The following is a 17,115-nucleotide window of genomic DNA, read 5'->3' as shown; positions in this document are numbered from 1 at the left end:
GTGGTTCCAGACTGGCTTGGATGACAGGGCGCGGATTTTACCTGATTGCTCGCCCGCACCGGGGCGGCGACGTTCAGTGGCGGAACCGGCCCTGACGCAGGAAGCGCAGCGCCTGCTGCGCGGCCTCGGGCGAGCGCAACAGACCGCTGTGGCTGGCCTGCACCACACAATGGTCGCGCAGCCCGGGCAGGCGGGTTTCGGCCAGCGCCACGGTGCCGTCCGAGCCGCCGTCCAGCGGCGCCAGCCAGTGCCCCACCCCGCGCGCGACAGTGCCGGCGATCTGGCCGATCTCCGCCTCGCCCTCCCATTGCACGACACCGTGCTGCAGCAAGGCCGCGCTACGCCCCAGCGCCCAGCGCCCGCCGCGGCGGGCCAGGCCGCGTGCGGCGGCGCTGCCGCACAACGGCGAGCCCAGACAGACCACGCGACGCACCGGCAATTCGGGCGCGGCGCGCAGCGCCTGCAGCGCGACCAGCCCGCCCAGGCTGTGACAGACCAGCAACTGCGCGCCGGTCGCCTGCAGGCGTTCGATCAGCCGTGGCACCGCCTGCGCGGGTCCGCCGAGCACACTGGCGTAGCCGAACAGCGCCGGCGCCAGGCCCTCGGCACGCAGCCGGCGCGCGAGCGGCAACAGCCAGTGCGCGGTGTTCCAGATGCCGTGCACCAGCAGCACGTCGGCGGTCGCGGCCGTGTCCCGCTCGCGCAGGATGCGTTGGCGGCGACCCGGAAGGATCGAGGATGCGCCGGACGCGGACGTCATGACCGCGACAGGGCGCCGGCTTCAGGTGAGCGCGACGACGTGCCGGAGCTGACGTGGGGCGCTCGCGCGCCAGTCAACGCCACCCGCGCCGGGCCGGCAGGCCGGCAAACGATGGGCGCCGGCGGTCGTGGTCGCACGCCGCATAAGCCGGGCATCGGCGCGCCGTTCAATCGGCCGCAATGCGCGGGGTGCGGCGCAGGATGAATTCGCGGTCGAGGATCTTGCCGACCGGGAAGTCGTACTCGCCGACCTTCTCGAACCCGTAGCGGGCGTAGAAGCGCTGCGCACCGAAATTTTCCGACCACACGCCGATCCACAGCGTGCGCGGGCCGTCTCGTTCCAGCCACTCCAGCGCGGTCTCGAATAGGCGACTGCCCCAGCCGCTGTTCTGGTAGTCCTTCAACAGATACAGCCGCTTGAGCTCACCGTCGCCGGGACGCACGTCCTGGTGCGGCAGCCCGCAGGGGCCGGCGGCGGCGTGGCCGACCAGCAGGTTGTCCATCTCCAGCAGCCAGATCGCATAGTCCGGATGCGCCAGCACGATGCGTGCGCGCTCGACCGCATAGGTCTCCTGCAGAAAGCCGTGCAGTTCCTCCTGCGGATACAGGTGCCCGAAGGTTTCGGTGAAGGTCTGCGCAGCCAGCAACGACAAGGCTTGGGCATCGTCCGGTGTGGCGCGGCGGATGCGGGTCATGCGGGCGTCTCGTGCCGGGGGTGACGTGGCAGCTTCGCGCATGCGGTGGTGGGGTCGCAAGCGGGGAATCGGGAATCGGGAAAGCATCTGCGATCCGATCCGCGTTTGCGGGTGGGCGCAGGTTTGGACTGCGCGCAGTGCGTTGTTGAGGGCGAGCGCGGGGCGCGGCCCTGCGTCGCGGCTGCGGCAGGCACCGCCGCCGGTGTGGGCATCGATCGTTGGGCCGGGCGCGACGCGCCGCGGCATCCCTGCAGCCGACACGCTGCGCAGCGTGTCGGCTGCACGGCCACGCTGGCGTGGCCGTGTGGGTGGCAGGTCAGACCTGCTTGGGGCGTACCTGCACGTGCACCTCGGCCAACTGGTCGGCGGCGATCGGCGACGGGGCGTCGGTCATCAGGTCCTGCGCGCCGGTGGTCTTGGGGAACGGGATGACGTCGCGGATGGAGTCGGTACCGGCCATCAGCGCGGCGATGCGGTCGATGCCGAAGGCGATACCGCCGTGCGGCGGTGCGCCGTAGTTGAGCGCATCCAGCAGGAAGCCGAACTTGGCACGCGCTTCCTCGGCACCGATGCCGAGCAGCTCGAACACCGCACTCTGCATGTCCGGGCGGTGGATACGGATCGAGCCGCCGCCGATTTCGTTGCCGTTGAGCACCATGTCATAACCGCGCGACACCGCGGTGCGGGCGTTGGTGCGCAGGTCGGCGATATCGTCCACCGCCGGCGCGGTGAAGGGGTGATGCAGGGCCACGTAGCGCTGCGCCTCCTCGTCCCACTCGAACATCGGGAAATCGGTGACCCACAGCGGCGCCCAGCCATCGGCCACCAGGTTGAAATCCTTGCCGGCCTTCAGGCGCAGCGCGCCCATGAAGTCGGACACCTTGTTGTAGCCGCCGGCACCGAAGAACACGATGTCGCCGTTGCCGGCCCCGACGTGCCTGAGCAGCGCAGCGAAGGCCTGCTCGCCGAAGAACTTGGTGATCGGCGAGCTGACTTCGCCGGTCTCCGACAGCTTGACGTAGGCCAGGCCCTTGGCGCCGTACTTGGCGGCGTGGGCGGCGTATTCGTCGATCTGCTTGCGCGACAGCGTGGCGCCACCGGGGATGCGCAGCGCGGCCACGCGGCCGTCGGCATCGTTGGCGGCGGCGGTGAACACCGGGAACTCGCTGCTCTTGACCAGTTCGGCCACGTCGACCAGTTCCAGCGCGATGCGCAGGTCCGGCTTGTCCGAGCCATAGCGGCGCATCGCCTCGGCCCAGGTCATGCGCGGGAATTGCGCGGCCAGTTCGACGTCCACCACTTCGGCGAAGATGGCGCGGATCATGTCTTCGACGAAATCCTGCACGTCGCGCTCGCGCACGAAGGCGAATTCCATGTCGAGCTGGGTGAATTCGAGCTGGCGGTCGGCACGCAGCGCCTCGTCGCGGAAGCAGCGCGCGATCTGGTAGTAGCGATCGAAGCCGGCCACCATCAGGATCTGCTTGAACAGCTGCGGGCTTTGCGGCAAGGCATAGAACTCGCCCGGATGCATGCGCGCCGGCACCAGGAAGTCGCGCGCGCCTTCTGGGGTGGCCTTGGTCAGGATCGGGGTTTCGATGTCCTGGAAATCGCGTGCGTCCAGGTGCCGGCGCAGCGCCTGCACCAGCTTGATGCGGGTGCGCTGCATGCGCTGCATTTCCGGACGGCGCAGGTCCAGATAGCGGTACTTCAGGCGCGTCTCCTCGCCCGGGTTCTCGTGCGCGTGGAACGGCAGCGGCGCGGCCTTGTTGAGGATGCTGATGCGGGTGGCGATCACTTCCACCTTGCCGGTGCGCAGCTTGTCGTTGACCGCGTGCCGCGCACGCACCACGCCTTCGACCTGCAGCACGTCCTCGTAGCCGAGGCTGGCGGCCACCTTGAACAGCTCGGCGCTGGCGTCGTCGCCGGCCACCGGTTCCACCGTCACCTGCACGATGCCTTCGTGGTCGCGCAGGTCGATGAAGCACACCCCGCCCAGGTTGCGGGCCACGTCGGTCCAGCCGGCGAGAGTGACGGTTTGGCCGATCAAGGTCTCGTCGACCAGGCCGCAGAAGTGGGTACGCATCGAAAGCTCCGCTGAAAAACCCGACACAGGACAGCGCCGGAGAGCCGGATATTCTGGGGCCGGCGGGCGGCAGGAGCAAATGCGCGGGCGCTCATGGTCGCTTAAGTCAGTGCCCGGCTGAATAGGCGCCAGACCCTTCCGCACCAAGGACGCCACGATGCTGCGCACCGCCCTGCTGCTCTCCGGCTTCGGCCTGATCACCCTGACCGGCCTGCTGACCAGCGCTGCCGCCGCCGCGCAGGACCGCGGCTGGAACGGCCCCAGCATCACCTGCTCCAGCAACGACAACCGTCGCCGCGAGTGCGATACGCCGTTCCGCGGCCGCGCGGTGCTGGTCGAGAACATCTCCGGCACGCGCTGCATCGAAGGCCGCAACTGGGGCAGCGAACGTGGCCGCGTCTGGGTCGACAACGGCTGCCGCGCGCGCTTTGTCGATGGCCGCAACGGCGGCGGCGGTTGGGGCGGCGACAGTGGCCCCGGCGCTGGCGGGGTCGCTGGCACGGTGCGCTGCGAGAGCAACGACCAGCGCCAGAAGATCTGCGACACCGGCTGGCGCCGCGCCATGCTGGTACGCCAGCTGTCCAACACGCCCTGCGTGGAAGGCCGCACCTGGCGCCAGGACGGCGGCCGGATCTGGGTGGACGACGGCTGCCGGGGCGAGTTTGCGCAGGCACGCGGCGGCGGCTGGGACCGGGGTGACGGCGGCTACGGTGGCCGCGACGACCGCCCGCGCAACGATTACGCCATCACCTGCGCCAGCGACGACCGCCGCCTGCGTACCTGCGGCTGGGATGGCCGCTACGGCCGCCCGGTGCTGACCCGCCAGCTGTCCGACACCCGTTGCGAGGAAGGCCGCAGCTGGGGGTACGACGAGCGCCGCGCGACGGTGTGGGTCAACGATGGTTGCCGGGCACGCTTCGAGGCGCGTTGAGGCGGCGAACGGGCGCGCCGCACGCGGCTGAGGACGGGGATCACGGCGTTGGCACTGCCAGCGTTGTGGCGCGCCGGTCCGGCTCAGGAAGGGTCGGACGCAGGCTTGGCAGCGGGCTTGCTCTCGGCGGCGGCCGCCGGCTTGGCATCGCCACCGGCGCTGCTGCTCTCGGTGAGGTTTTTCTTCTTCTCGCCCGCCGACTTGAAGTCGGTCTCGTACCAGCCGCTGCCGGACAGACGGAACGCGGGCGCGGTGATCTGACGCTTGATCGTGGCCGCCGCGCAGGCCGGACAGGTCTGCGGATCGGGGTCGGCCATCTTCTGCAGGCGGTCGAAGGCGTGACCGCAGGTGGTGCACTGGAAACCGTAGATGGGCATGGCAGGATCAGCTGAAGACGATGCAGGGGCGCAGATTCTAGACGGATGCGGGCAGGCAGGTGCAGTGGTCTGTCCGTGCGGTTGACCACGCGTGGGCGTGTTGCGGGCGAGAGACATCGATCGATGGTCGCTGCGTTACGACTGCACGCCAGGTGCGCACGTTCAGTACCGCAGTTCTCATCGGCAGATACACGAGGTTGAAGCGTCCGCGCGCATGCCGAAGAACGCCGATCTACGTATCGAGTGGTCATCAGGTCGGCATGACCGCGCGAATTGCGCAGACAGCCGGGGCAGCCATTTGCACGCCAGATACCCACGTTTCGCATCGACCTGACACCACATCAGCCGGCATCGGGAGCCGCAGGCCAGGTCGCTGCAATCAAGCCGCACGACCCGGGCTGCTACACTCGAACACGTGATCGACGTGCCTCTTCCCCCACGAGGACCACATCCATGTTGCGGCTGACTGCCTTATTGCTGGGCGTTGCCCTGTTGCTGACCGGCAGCGGGCTGCTCGGCACCTTGCTGGCCGTGCGCGGTGGCCAGGCCGGCTTCGATGCGCGTGCGCTGGGCCTGATCATGTCCGGCTATTTCGCCGGCTTCTTCCTCGGCACCTTCTTCGCACCGCCGCTGATCCGGCGCATCGGGCATATCCGCGCATTCGCCTTCTACGCCGCGCTGGCGGCGATCGCGGTGTTGCTGCATCCGATCTGGTTGAACGCCTGGGGCTGGGGCCTGCTGCGCCTGGTCACCGGTGCGGCACTGGTCGGCCTGTATACGGTGATCGAAAGCTGGCTCAACGCCGAGCCGGATGCGCGTCGGCGCAGCCGGGTGTTCTCGGTGTACATGGCGATCAATCTGTCGGCGTTGGCGCTGGGCCAGATATTGCTCACCGCAGGCGATGCGGGCGCATCGGCGATGTTCACGCTGACGGCGATCCTGATCTGCGCGGCGGTGATGCCGGTGATGACCACGCGCCTGATTCCGCCCGAAGTACCGCACGTCTCGCGTCTGCGCCTGAAAACGCTGTACGCGTTGGCGCCGGTGGCGACCATCGGCGCGGGGCTGTCGGGTCTGGCGATGGGGGCGTTCTGGGGCTTGTTGCCGGTGTACGCCAACCGCATCGGACTGGATGCCGATGGCGTGGCCATGTTCATGCTCACCGCCATCATCGGCGGCGCGGTGTTGCAGTGGCCGATCGGGCGCATCAGCGATGGCCATGACCGGCGCATTGGCCTGGTCACGATCAGCGTGTTGGCGGCCGGCATTGCGATCGCCGCCGCGGTGCCGATGGTGCAGGCGCAGACTACCCTGTTGTTTGTGTTGTTCTTCGTGTACGGCGGGTTGGCGTTCTCGCTGTATCCGTTTGCAGTGGCGCACATGCTCGATTACCTGCCGCGCGAGGATCTGCTCTCCGGCTGCAGCAGCCTGCTGCTGGTGCATGGCGTGGGCGCGGCGATCGGACCCGCCCTGGCCGGTGGCGCGATGCAGAAATTCGGACCTGCGGCACTGCCGGTGTATTTCGCGGTGATGCTGCTGGCGCTGTCCGGATTTACGCTGACACGCTTGCTGCGCTTCACGCGCCGCCGCACCCATCCGATCTCGTTCCGCCCGATGCTGCGCACCACGCCATCGGCGCTGGAGTTGATGCCGGAAACGCAGCAGGCCGAAGCACCGCCGCACGCCAAGAGCGGCTGACACACCTATGTCGCTGTCGTCAGTCGCTGAGCTGCTGATCATGTGATCTGCGGCGTTGCTGTAGGGGCCCCTTGCCTGCCCACCATCGCGGGGGGGCGCTGAAAGGCGGAGCAGATGGTGGACGACTTTGTGGATGGATCAGCTATGGAGCGGTCGATCTGCTGCTTGGTTGCAAGGCCCTTGCCCGCCCACCATCGCAGGACACGCCGCAAGTACGTCCATGTCGGCTCTTACGCGGCATCCATGCCGCGTAAGGTCCCGCGACGGTGAGCGGACAAGGACCAGTCAAGGTGGTCGGTGTGCATGGTTAAGAGCAGTGCGTGATGCGCGTTGCTCGATACTGGCGTGCCGCTCGAAACCCGACACATGTGCGACAAGCGGCTTTTCACGCGGCCACCGACCAACTTCCTGGTGCGGTGTCCTTACCGGTTGCGGGACCCTTGGCGGCATGGATGCCGCCAAGGAGCCTCCACGGACGGATTCACGGCGTGTCCCGCAAGTGGTGAGGGCACCGCGCACTCGACTCACCAGGCTTTTGACCTGAGCACTTGAGTGCATCTACAACAACGCGACGACTCGGAATCGCTTGTCTTGAAGTGGAGACAACGCTGCGACACGAAACTCCGGGTGTCTTGCAACAGCGAGGCCCGGAAACATCCAAACAGCGCTGAATCGCAATCATCGCGGCGCCAGGAATTCATGGATACATCCGGTGATTCCGGCCACACCTTTAGCGCGGTCATGATCACGCAATGCAAGCGCGTCAGTCTCTGCAGACCCTCCCCGCTTGTTGGATTGCAATGGATTCGACGTCTTCCTCGCGCGTGCGCCGTCCTGCCACGCTCGTGTTGTTGCTGGTCCCGCTCACTTTGCCCGCTTACGCACGAGACGTCCCGGATGGTGCGGCGTCTGGCGCGGCTGCGGCCGAAGCGAGTGCCGCTGGCGAGCAGGTGTCCACGCTGGATCAGGTCCAGGTGGTTGGCCAGGCAATGACGTACTCCAAGACCAATGTCAGCAAGGAAATGCTGGACCGCCAGTTCGTGCTCGGCAGCGTCAACGATGCGCTCAATGAACTGCCAGGCGTGGTGGTCACCGAGGCCGACGCCTTCGGTTCGTCGGATTGGGGCACCCAGATCAGCATGCGCGGCTTCGTCAGCAACCGCGATACCCAGCAGATCGGCACCACCATCGATGGCGTGCCCAACGGCGGCTCGGCGTATGGCGGCGGTTCCAAGGCCAATCGCTTCATCGACATGCCGGATCTGGAAACGGTGGAGGTCAGCCAGGGCACCGCCGACATCGCCTCGCGCTCCAACGAAGCGCTGGGCGGCACCTTGAACTATCTCACCGGCGAGCCGCTGGAAGAGCAGCGCGTGCGCGTGATCGGCGGCATCGGCGACAACCAGGCGCGCAAGTATTACGCGCGCTACGACACCGGCCTGCTCGGCGGCAACACGCGCGCCTGGGTCAGCGGCTCGTCGGCGCGCAACGACGACTGGATCGACGGCAGCGGCCATACCAGCCGCGATCATCTGGCCGGCAAGTTCGTCAGCGTGTTGGACAAATGGACACTCAGCGGCTATGTGTCCTACGACGATGCCGACGAATCCGAATACACCAGCGTGACGCCCGAGCAGTTCGCGCGCGACCCCGAGCACGATCTGTTGACCGGCACGCTCACAGGCATTCCTTACCTGGACCAGAACTACCGCTCCGGCTCGCGCGCGTTGCGCGAGAATACCTTCGGCTATCTGCGCGGCGCCTTCGATGGCGGCAACGGTTTCAAGACCACGCTGACCGGCTATGCGCATCGTATGCAGGGCCGCGGCGACTGGATTCCGCCGTATCTGGTGGATGTCATCAACGATGGCGCCGGCGCACCGGAATCCGAAGCGCGTGGCGGCAACACCGTGTACGCCGGCAGCGACCTGGGCAAGCTGTATTACCTCACGCCCGGCGGCGCGGCCGCGACCCTGCTGGCCGGTTGCGCCGGCAGCGATGCGGTGCCGGCCGAATCCAACCCGGCCTGCTATCCGGCCGGTTCGGTGCCGGTGCAGTCGTATCGGCACAGCCACTACGACAACCACCGCGCCGGCGCGATGGCCGATGTGGAATGGCGCGCCGATCTCGGCGCCATCGACAACACCGTGCGCGCCGGCGCCTGGCTGGAGCGCTACGACCGCAGTGTCACCCGCGACTGGCATCGCCTGCTCAACGTCGGCACCAACATCAGCTTCGATCACCAGCCGTACTGGGTGCAGTTCAAGGACGACTACCAGACCGACGAGCAGATGTATTACGTCGAGGACGTGATGCGCTACGGCGCCTTCGCCTGGCGCGTGGGCGTCAAGCAGTTCTTCGTCGACCAGACCCGCGACCGCCGCATCGGCGATGCGCAGCATGTGGAATCGGATGCGCATTCGGACCCGCTGCTGTCGGCCGGCCTGACCTGGACTACCCCGGTGCAGGGTCTGGAAGCCTTTGCCGGTTACTCGCAGAACTTCGCCGCGATTCCATCCGGCGTGCTCGGCGAAACCGATCCGGTCGCACTGAGCCGCGTGCAACCGGAAACCGCCGACAACGTCGAACTCGGCCTGCGCCTCAGCCGCTGGCCGCTGACCGGCAGCGTGACCCTGTACGACATCCGCTTCGACAACCGCATCGTCTATGTGCCGGCCAACTTCGTCACCGGCATCGACTACCTGGGCGAAACCGACGGTGTGTACGAGAACTTCGGCGGCGTGCATGCGCGCGGCGTGGAAGCGGCACTGGGCTATGGCTGGGACAACGGCTGGCGCATCAACGGCGCCTATACCTACAACAAGGCCGATTACCTGGGCAGCGGCGATGCCGCACGCGACACCGCGCTGGAGATTACCCCCGGCGCGCAGGTGATCGGCCAACCGCGCAACACCTTGGTGATGTCTGCGGACTGGCGCGGCCAGGCGTGGCGCTTCGGTGTGTCCGGGCGCTATCTGGGCAAGCGCTACCTGGATGCCTCCAACCGCGCCGCACTCGATGGCGTGACCACCTTCGATGCCAACCTGGGGGTGGAGCTGTCGCAGCTGTCGTCGCAGCTCAAGGGCCTGCAGCTGGCGCTCAACGTCAGCAACCTCACCGACAAACGCTATCTGGAAGGCGTGGACGGCAGCGACAGCGCCTTTATCGCCGCGCCGCGCACGGTCGGGCTGACGTTGACGCTGGATCTCTAGCGTCGGCGGCGCGTTGCCGAGCTGCATTAGATGGCCATTGCGACGTGCGCGAGCGGATCGGGCGGAAGACACGCCACCCGATCCGCTCCCTGCATCGGCTGCCCGCAGGTGCAAACGGAAAGGGTCGGCGGTGTTGCAAGCACGCAAGAGAACACACGCGCTGACGCGTCGGGTACGCTCGACCCGCTCCAGCGCAGACAGGATGGGAGCGCCAACCAGGTGACACGATGATCGACCTTCCCCGCCGCCGCGTCCTGCAGACCGGGCTTGCCGGTGCCGCCGCCGCGCTGCTGCCCCCCAGCATCGCGCGGGCCGCCGCCATCGCGCCCGACCGCCGCACCGGCACGCTGGAGGATCTGCAGCATGTGGTGATCCTGATGCAGGAAAACCGCGCCTTCGATCATTACTTCGGCAGCCTGCCCGGCGTGCGCGGGTTCGGCGATCGCTTCCCGATTCCCGCACCGCCGCTACCGGGCGCGCCCGCGCGCACGGTGTGGCTGCAGCCCAGCGAAGACGGCCGCCAATGGCTGACGCCGTTTGCGCTGGATACGGCAGCGCAATTCGGCTTCATGCGCGTGCAAGGCACGCCGCATAGTTGGGTGGATGCGCAACGCGCCTGGGATCACGGCCGGCTCGGGCATTGGGCCGCCGCCAAGCACAACCATGCGCTGGGCTATTACCGGCGCGCGGATATTCCGTTCCAGTACGCGCTCGCCGACGCCTTCACCATCTGCGATGCGTACCACGCCTCGATCCAGACCGGCACCAATTCCAATCGCGTGTTCCTGTGGAGCGGCGGCAACGACCCGCAGGCGCGTGCCGGTGGCCCGGTGATCGGCAACTCGCACGACAACTTTGCGGAGCTGGGCGGTTTTGCTGAACCCTACCGCTGGGCGACCTACGTCGAGCAGCTACAGAACGCCGGCGTGTCCTGGCAGATCTATCAGGACATGGCCGACAACTTCACCGACAACCCGCTGGCAGGATTTGCGCCGTTCCGGCAGGCCTTCACTGCTGCGCCCGGACACGATGCGCAACTGCGCGCGCGTGGTGTCAGCACGCGCGGTGTCGAGCAGCTGCGCGCCGATGTGTTGGGCGGACGCCTGCCATCGGTGAGTTTCATCATCGCCGATGCGGCCGGCAGCGAGCATCCGGACCCGTCCAGCCCTGCACAGGGCGCGGCCTACACAGCGGGCGTGCTGGATGCGCTGACCGCCGATCCGCAGGTGTGGAGCCGCACCGCACTACTGTTGATGTTCGACGAGAACGACGGCTTTTTCGATCACATGCCGCCACCGGCGCCGCCGTCGCCGGACCCACGCGTGGCCGGCGGCTTTGCGGGCGCATCCAGCATCGCCACCGACGACGACTACCATCGCCACCCGGCACCGGGCGAACAGAAGGTGGATCTGCCCGAGCTGCGTGGCCGCCCCTACGGCCTGGGTCCGCGCGTGCCGCTGTACGTGATCTCGCCGTGGAGCCGCGGCGGCTGGGTGGATTCGCAGGTGTACGACCACACATCGGTATTGCGGCTGCTGGAACGCCGCTTCGGCGTGCCCGCACCGGAGATCACGTCGTGGCGGCGTGCGGTCTGTGGCGACCTCACCAGCGCATTCGACTTCCTTCATGCCGATGCGCGCCCGTTCGTCGCGGCGCTACCCGATGTCAGCGCAACCGCAGCGCGCGCGGCAGCCCTGCGCGAACACGCACTGCCGCCCTTACCTGCCGCGTTGCAGCCGCCGCAGCAGCCGTTCGGTGCACGCCGTTCGCGGGCGCTGCCGTATCGCCCAAGGGTGGAGCCGGCCCATCTGCCAGAGTGTGGAGAGGTGAAGCTGCGCATGTCCAACGCGGGCGCTGCGGTGGTGCTGCATATCTACGACCGCTTCGATCTTGCGGCGGTTCCGCGCCGTTACACCGTAGGGAACGGCGCGGCAGTGGACGCCACATGGACCACCGACGATGGCCGTTACGATCTGTGGTTGCTCGGCCCCAACGGATTCCATCGCCACTACCGTGGCGACCTGAGCGCACCGGTGCTGGTGACCGAGATCACCCAGGATGCAAACGATCCTGCGGCCGTGTCGTTATCGCTGCGCAATGCCGGCAGCACTGCCGTGCGGGTGGAGCTGCAACCGGCCGCATATTCAGCCGCGCAGCCGCACGAACGCCTGCGCGTTGCACCCGGCACCACCGAGCGGCGTGGCTGGAAAGCGGCGGCAACTGGCGGCTGGTACGACCTGTGGGTGCACCACGACGGCGCAGCCCAGCGCCTGGCCGGACGCATCGAAACCGGCACAGACAGCGTCAGCGATCCGGCTATGGGTGGGCCGGCGCGGCTGCAGCAAGACCTGCCTTTGCCGATCGGCGCACCCGGCTGAGCCTTGCAGCCAGGCATGCGGTGAGAACGCAGGCGGCTGCGGGATCAGCATGCTTGCGCACGGTCGCGCTCAGTGCGCGTCGGCCGCTTCCAGCATGCCGATGGTCCCCAACCAGGTTTCCACCAGATGCGGCCATTGCGCGATCGGCAATGCGTCCGCGCGCAGACCGAACGCATGCCCGCCTTCGGCATAGAGATGCATTTCTATGGGTCCGCCGGCTTGTTTGAGTGCTACCAGGTGATGCCGCGCGCGGTCAGCCAGTCGCAGATTTCCGTCCCTTCCAGATCCATGGCCAGGACTTGATAGCCCCCGCCGGGGAGCACCAGCACCGCCGCACGCATCCGCACCGCGCGCGGCCAGAGCGGTATCTCTACCTGGCCAGGCGCTGGTTGCCAGGCAGCAGCCGTTGCGAGCCCATGAACCAGCAGCAGCGCAACGGCCACAGACCAATGACCTATCCTGATTCGCACTGTCGGACCTCGAAAAGCTGAAGGAAAATAGCAAGCACCTTGTGGACTCGCACGCGACATAACGCGGGAGGCAGCGGGTCGTTGCACTCAACCCACGATGCTGTCGCGCACCGCGGCCGCCACTGCCTTCAATGCCGCGTCGCGCGCGTCGCTGTCGACGCTGGCGCCATTCAAGTACGCGGTGAGCAGCAACGGCGCCTTGCCTGCCGGCGGCCACACGATGGCGATGTCGTTGCGGGTGTCGGTGCCGTTGTTGCCGGTCTTGTCGCCGATCTTCCAGCCGCGCGACAGGCCGGCGCGCAGGCAGCTATCGCCGGTGCGGTTGTCGATCATCCAGTCGGTCAGCTGCTTGCGCGAGGCCGGCTGCAAGGTGTTGCCGAGCAGCAAGGTGCGCAATGTGGCGGCCATCGCCGCCGGCGTGGTGGTGTCGCGCGGGTCGTCCGGGGCGAACCGGTTCATCTCCGGCTCGTGGCGGTCGCTGCGCGTGTGCGCATCGCCGATGCCGCGCAGGAACGCGGTCAGGCCGGCCGGCTCGCCGACCAGCGGAAACAGCAGGTTGGCGGCCGGATTGTCGCTGTAGATCATCGTGGCCCGGCAGAGCTCGGCCACGCTCAGCGACCCGCCGACATGGCGCTCGGTGACCGGGGCATGCTCGACCATGTCGGAGGCGCGGATCTTGACCCGTTGCGCCAGCGTCAGCTCGCCCTGGTCTACCCGCTGCAATACTGCCGCAGCCAATACAAATTTGAAGGTGCTGCACATCGGAAAGCGCTCGTCTTCGCGCTGGCCGAGGCGCTTGCCGGTGGCGCTGTCGAGCAGGCTGATGCCCAGGCGGCCGCCAGTGCGGCGTTCGATCTCCGCCCACTGTGCTCGCAGCACATCGTCCACCGTCATCGCCGGCGTGAGTGCCCATGCAGGTCTGGAGGCCGCAAGCAGCACGCCCGCGCCGGTTGCGTACAAGAATTGTCGACGGTTCAACATGGAGCAGCTTCCCGGGGAGAGCCCGCAGTATCGGCGCCTGCTGGCCACCGGACTATTGCGATGTTTCGATCCCTGGCATGAATTGAACTAATCTCTGCGCATGCCCCGCCCCCGCCTCCCGCTCAACGCCTTGCGCGCCTTCGAGGCCGCCGCGCGCCACCAGAACCTGACCCGCGCGGCCAGCGAGCTGTGTGTCAGCCAGGCCGCGCTCAGCCACCAGATCAAGGCGCTGGAGCAGCAACTGAAAACCAGCCTGTTCCACCGCCTGCCGCGCGGCGTGGCGCTCACCGACGAAGGCGCGGCACTGGCGCCGGTGCTGGGCGAGGCCTTCGACCGCATCGCGGCGACCCTGGAGCGCTTTGCCGATGGGCGTTATCGCGAGGTGCTCAGCGTCGGCGTGGTCGGCACCTTCGCCACCGGCTGGCTGCTGCCGCGATTGCCAGCGTTTCATGCCGCGCATCCGGATATCGAATTGCGCCTTTCCACCCACAACAACCGGGTCGATCTGGCTGGCGAAGGGCTGGATCTGGCGATCCGTTTCGGCGACGGCGACTGGCAGGGCCAGATCGCCCATGCGCTGATGGAGGCGCCGTTTGCGCCGGTGTGCGCGCCCAGCATGGCGCGGGGCCTGCGCACACCGGCCGATCTGGCCCAGCTGCCGTTATTGCGCTCGTACCGTCTGGACGAATGGCCGCAGTGGTTTCGCGCGGCGGGCGTGGCCGAAGTCGCCGCACGCGGGGCGATGTTCGATTCGTCGTTGACGCTGGCCAGCGCGGCGGCCGCCGGTGCCGGCGTGGCGTTGTTGCCGTTGCCGATGTTTCGCCAGGATCTGGATGCCGGGCGCCTGGTCTGCCCGTTCCCGATCCAGATCGACGCCGGACGCTATTGGCTCACCCGGCTGCGCTCGCGCCCGGAAGGCGATGCCGATGCGCGATTGCGCGACTGGCTGACAACGGAGCAACAGCGCTCCGGTTGAGCGAGCCCGACGCTGCGCTCAGCGGCGCGCGGATGCCGCGATCCCCTGCACTGCCACGCGGCGAAACGCCTCATAGTGCGCCCTGTCGGCGAACCAGTGCGGGGCGAACAGCTCGAACAAGCGGTCGTTGTGATACAGCAGCAGCACCCGCTCGTTCTCGCGGTAGCGGATGTAATCGGACCAGGGCCGGCGCAGTCGCCCGTCTGCCCAGGTGATCTCCAGCCCGGTCTCGTCCCACGCAAAGGTGTAGGTATGCCGCAGCGCGGCCTGCTGCGCGTGCAGGCGTTTGATCTTCCGCGGCAAGCCCCAGACGTGCAACACCACCAGGCCGATCAAGCCGCCGCCTCCGGCACCGATCAGCATCGGGCCGATGATTTCGCCGGCCCCGATCAGTTGCAGCAACCCCGCCCCGATCAACAGCAGGACCACCAGGATCACGATCAACAGCTTGGCCGTCTGTCTGGCATGCAGGCGCTGCGCAGCCAGATGATCTTCCAGACTGATGGTGGCGCTGATCATGTTGCCTACCTCCCTGTGCCCGGCCCCACGCGCATCTTAACGCCTGCGCGTTACGCGCCTTCGATCAACTCCATCCACGCTGCCTCGGCGGCGGCCAGCTGCTGCGCCGTGGCCTCGCGGTCGCGGCCCAGCACCGCCATCCTGTCGCTGTCGGCATAGTTGCCGGGGTTGGCCAGTTCGCGGTCCAGCGCCGCCAGCGCCGCTTCCAGTTCGCCGACGCGCTTTTCCGCGCTGGCCAGCTTGTGCGGGTTGACGGCCTTCTTCGGCGGCAGCGGCTTGGTCGGCGGTGGCGGCGTCGGCGCCACTTCGGCCATTTTCTGCTTGGTGCCTTGCGCGGCCGGGCGACTGCGCAGCCACGCGGCGTATTCGTCCAGATCGCCGTCGAACGGCTCGACCACGCCATCGGCCACGCGCCAGAAACTGTCGCAGACCAGGCCGATCAGATGGCGGTCATGCGAGACCATCACGATCGCCCCTTCGAAGTCGCTCAGCGCTTCGGCCAGGGCCTCGCGCATCTCCAGGTCCAGATGGTTGGTCGGTTCGTCGAGCAGCAGCACGTTCGGCTGCTGCCAGGCGATCAGCGCCAGCGCCAGGCGGGCGCGCTCGCCGCCGGAGAACCCATCCACCACTTCGAATGCGCGGTCGCCGGCAAAATTCCATTTACCCAGGAAATCGCGGAACGCCTGGTTGGCGCCATCCGGCGACAGGTCGCGAAAGTGATCCATCGGCGACTGGCCCTCGTGCAGCGACTCCACCGTGTGCTGGGCGAAGTAGCCGATCCGCAGATCCGGATGCGCACTGCGCTCGCCCGACAGCGGCGCCAACTCACCGACCAGGGTCTTGACCAACGTGGACTTACCCGCACCATTGGGCCCCAGCAATCCGATCCGGTCGCCCGCCTCCAACCCAAACCCGACATCGTGCAACACGGTGATCGCATCGCTGGCCCCACGCTTTTGCGATTCCCCATTCCCGATTCCCGAATCCCGCGGCGCAGCCGCATACCCGCAAGCGGCGTGATTCAGCCGGATCAACGAAAACGGCAACCGATTGGGCTGGGCGAACTGGATGCGGAACTCGCGCTCGGCGCGTACCGCTTCGGTGCCGGCCATCTTGGCCAGGCGCTTCATGCGGCTCTGCGCCTGGGTGGCCTTGCTGGCCTGCGCCTTGAAGCGGTCGATGAAGCTCTGCAGGTGTGCGCGCTCGGCCTGTTCCTTGTCGTGGGCGATCTGCTGCTGACGCAGGTGCTCGATGCGCTGGCGCTCGAAATCGGTATAGCCGCCGACGTACAGCTTGGCGGTGCCGCCGTGCAGATGCAGCGTATGCGTGGCCACGTTGTCGAGGAACTCGCGGTCATGCGAAATCAGCAGCAAGGTGCCCGGGTACTTGAGCAGCCATTGCTCCAGCCACAGCACCGCGTCCATGTCCAGGTGGTTGGTCGGTTCGTCCAGCAGCAGCAGGTCGCTGGGCATCATCAGCGCGCGCGCCAGATTCAGGCGCACGCGCCAGCCGCCGGAGAACGAGGACACCGCGCGGTGATGGGTGTCGGCCGGGAAGCCCAGGCCGTGCAGCAACTTGCCGGCACGCGCCTCGGCGTCGTAGGCGCCGAGCTCGGCCATCTTCTGGTGCGCGTTGGCGACCGCTTCCCAGTCCTCGCGCGCGGTGGCCGCGGCCTCTTCCTGCAGGATCGCGGAGACCTCGATGTCGCCGCCGAGCACGAACGACAGCGCCGGATCGGGCAGCGACGGGGTTTCCTGCGAGACGCTGGCGGTGCGCACCTTGCCGGGCAGGTCGACATCGCCCTTGTCCGCTTCCAGTTCGCCCTTGACCGCGGCGAACAGGCTCGACTTGCCGGTGCCATTGCGGCCTACAACACCGACGCGGTAGCCGGCATGCATGGTCAGGTCGACGTTGGACAACAGCAGACGCTCGCCGCGTCGCATGGAGAAGTTGCGCAGGGAAATCATTGATGGACAGTCCGATAGAACGAAAAGGAATGAGCAGATGAGCAGCACTCCTGCGACGCCATTCTAGCG

At 67.5% G+C, this 17,115-nt stretch carries 12 protein-coding genes and 1 pseudogene; 5 read left to right on the top strand and 8 right to left on the bottom strand.

Features of this window, described 5'->3' with window-relative positions; translation table 11 throughout:
- Positions 1 to 73: 73 nt before the first annotated feature.
- From FHT09_RS03350 to aspS, 3 genes are all read right to left on the bottom strand, one after another.
- On the bottom strand, positions 74 to 760 hold the full coding sequence (locus FHT09_RS03350; RefSeq protein WP_258077193.1) for an alpha/beta hydrolase: 687 nt from the start codon (positions 758 to 760) through the stop codon (positions 74 to 76).
- A 166-nt stretch (positions 761 to 926) separates the two neighbouring features.
- Positions 927 to 1,454 (bottom strand): N-acetyltransferase, encoded by a 528-nt coding sequence (locus FHT09_RS03345; protein WP_104536064.1) that lies wholly within the window; start codon positions 1,452 to 1,454, stop codon positions 927 to 929.
- 316 nt (positions 1,455 to 1,770) lie between these two features.
- Entirely contained in the window at positions 1,771 to 3,537 is a 1,767-nt protein-coding gene (gene aspS, locus FHT09_RS03340) for an aspartate--tRNA ligase (RefSeq protein ID WP_104605724.1), read from the bottom strand.
- 157 nt (positions 3,538 to 3,694) lie between these two features.
- On the opposite strand from aspS, the gene FHT09_RS03335 reads away from it, so the two are divergent.
- Entirely contained in the window at positions 3,695 to 4,468 is a 774-nt protein-coding gene (locus FHT09_RS03335; protein ID WP_104605726.1) for a DUF3011 domain-containing protein, read from the top strand.
- Between the two features lie 83 nt (positions 4,469 to 4,551).
- Here FHT09_RS03335 and FHT09_RS03330 read toward each other — a convergent pair whose 3' ends face one another.
- Positions 4,552 to 4,845 carry a zinc ribbon domain-containing protein gene (locus tag FHT09_RS03330; RefSeq protein WP_104605728.1) on the bottom strand — a complete coding sequence of 98 codons (294 nt, stop codon included), beginning with the start codon at positions 4,843 to 4,845 and terminating at the stop codon, positions 4,552 to 4,554.
- Between the two features lie 453 nt (positions 4,846 to 5,298).
- Between FHT09_RS03330 and FHT09_RS03325 the strand changes: the two genes are divergently transcribed.
- From FHT09_RS03325 to FHT09_RS03315, 3 genes are all read left to right on the top strand, one after another.
- Complete coding sequence (locus tag FHT09_RS03325) at positions 5,299 to 6,543, top strand: MFS transporter (protein ID WP_104605730.1); 1,245 nt, start codon at positions 5,299 to 5,301, stop codon at positions 6,541 to 6,543.
- Positions 6,544 to 7,343: 800 nt separating this feature from the next.
- A complete protein-coding gene (locus FHT09_RS03320; RefSeq protein WP_104605732.1) occupies positions 7,344 to 9,755 on the top strand; it encodes a TonB-dependent receptor in 2,412 nt (803 codons plus the stop codon).
- Positions 9,756 to 9,982: 227 nt separating this feature from the next.
- Positions 9,983 to 12,133 carry a phospholipase C, phosphocholine-specific gene (locus FHT09_RS03315; protein ID WP_104605734.1) on the top strand — a complete coding sequence of 717 codons (2,151 nt, stop codon included), beginning with the start codon at positions 9,983 to 9,985 and terminating at the stop codon, positions 12,131 to 12,133.
- Positions 12,134 to 12,202: 69 nt separating this feature from the next.
- Here FHT09_RS03315 and FHT09_RS03310 read toward each other — a convergent pair.
- Positions 12,203 to 12,576, bottom strand: a pseudogene (locus FHT09_RS03310) (hypothetical protein).
- Positions 12,577 to 12,690: 114 nt separating this feature from the next.
- Positions 12,691 to 13,584, bottom strand: a complete 894-nt coding sequence (gene bla, locus FHT09_RS03305; protein WP_104605736.1) for a class A beta-lactamase — start codon at positions 13,582 to 13,584, stop codon at positions 12,691 to 12,693.
- A gap of 100 nt (positions 13,585 to 13,684) precedes the next feature.
- On the opposite strand from bla, the gene ampR reads away from it, so the two are divergent.
- Entirely contained in the window at positions 13,685 to 14,560 is an 876-nt protein-coding gene (gene ampR / locus FHT09_RS03300) for a LysR family transcriptional regulator AmpR (RefSeq protein ID WP_104605738.1), read from the top strand.
- An 18-nt stretch (positions 14,561 to 14,578) separates the two neighbouring features.
- On the opposite strand, the gene FHT09_RS03295 is transcribed toward ampR, so the two are convergent.
- Positions 14,579 to 15,079 (bottom strand): YcxB family protein, encoded by a 501-nt coding sequence (locus FHT09_RS03295; RefSeq protein WP_046343867.1) that lies wholly within the window; start codon positions 15,077 to 15,079, stop codon positions 14,579 to 14,581.
- 50 nt (positions 15,080 to 15,129) lie between these two features.
- Positions 15,130 to 17,046 carry an ABC-F family ATP-binding cassette domain-containing protein gene (locus FHT09_RS03290; RefSeq protein WP_104605740.1) on the bottom strand — a complete coding sequence of 639 codons (1,917 nt, stop codon included), beginning with the start codon at positions 17,044 to 17,046 and terminating at the stop codon, positions 15,130 to 15,132.
- Positions 17,047 to 17,115: the final 69 nt, after the last annotated feature.

Source organism: Xanthomonas sp. CFBP 8152, from assembly GCF_014199025.1.
Lineage (GTDB): Bacteria > Pseudomonadota > Gammaproteobacteria > Xanthomonadales > Xanthomonadaceae > Xanthomonas > Xanthomonas arboricola_B.
Note: the sequence above shows the minus strand (reverse complement) of the source record. Positions and strands in the feature narration are given on the sequence as shown.

Bases quoted from the DNA above. Each gene is read 5' to 3' on its own strand.
- FHT09_RS03290 (WP_104605740.1), bottom strand. From the start codon at position 17,046: ATGATTTCCCTGCGCAACTTCTCCATGCGACGCGGCGAGCGTCTGCTG.
- FHT09_RS03350 (WP_258077193.1), bottom strand. From the start codon at position 760: ATGACGTCCGCGTCCGGCGCATCCTCGATCCTTCCGGGTCGCCGCCAA.
- FHT09_RS03325 (WP_104605730.1), top strand. From the start codon at position 5,299: ATGTTGCGGCTGACTGCCTTATTGCTGGGCGTTGCCCTGTTGCTGACC.
- ampR (WP_104605738.1), top strand. From the start codon at position 13,685: ATGCCCCGCCCCCGCCTCCCGCTCAACGCCTTGCGCGCCTTCGAGGCC.
- FHT09_RS03335 (WP_104605726.1), top strand. From the start codon at position 3,695: ATGCTGCGCACCGCCCTGCTGCTCTCCGGCTTCGGCCTGATCACCCTG.
- FHT09_RS03315 (WP_104605734.1), top strand. From the start codon at position 9,983: ATGATCGACCTTCCCCGCCGCCGCGTCCTGCAGACCGGGCTTGCCGGT.
- FHT09_RS03345 (WP_104536064.1), bottom strand. From the start codon at position 1,454: ATGACCCGCATCCGCCGCGCCACACCGGACGATGCCCAAGCCTTGTCG.
- FHT09_RS03320 (WP_104605732.1), top strand. From the start codon at position 7,344: ATGGATTCGACGTCTTCCTCGCGCGTGCGCCGTCCTGCCACGCTCGTG.
- FHT09_RS03295 (WP_046343867.1), bottom strand. From the start codon at position 15,079: ATGATCAGCGCCACCATCAGTCTGGAAGATCATCTGGCTGCGCAGCGC.
- aspS (WP_104605724.1), bottom strand. From the start codon at position 3,537: ATGCGTACCCACTTCTGCGGCCTGGTCGACGAGACCTTGATCGGCCAA.
- bla (WP_104605736.1), bottom strand. From the start codon at position 13,584: ATGTTGAACCGTCGACAATTCTTGTACGCAACCGGCGCGGGCGTGCTG.
- FHT09_RS03330 (WP_104605728.1), bottom strand. From the start codon at position 4,845: ATGCCCATCTACGGTTTCCAGTGCACCACCTGCGGTCACGCCTTCGAC.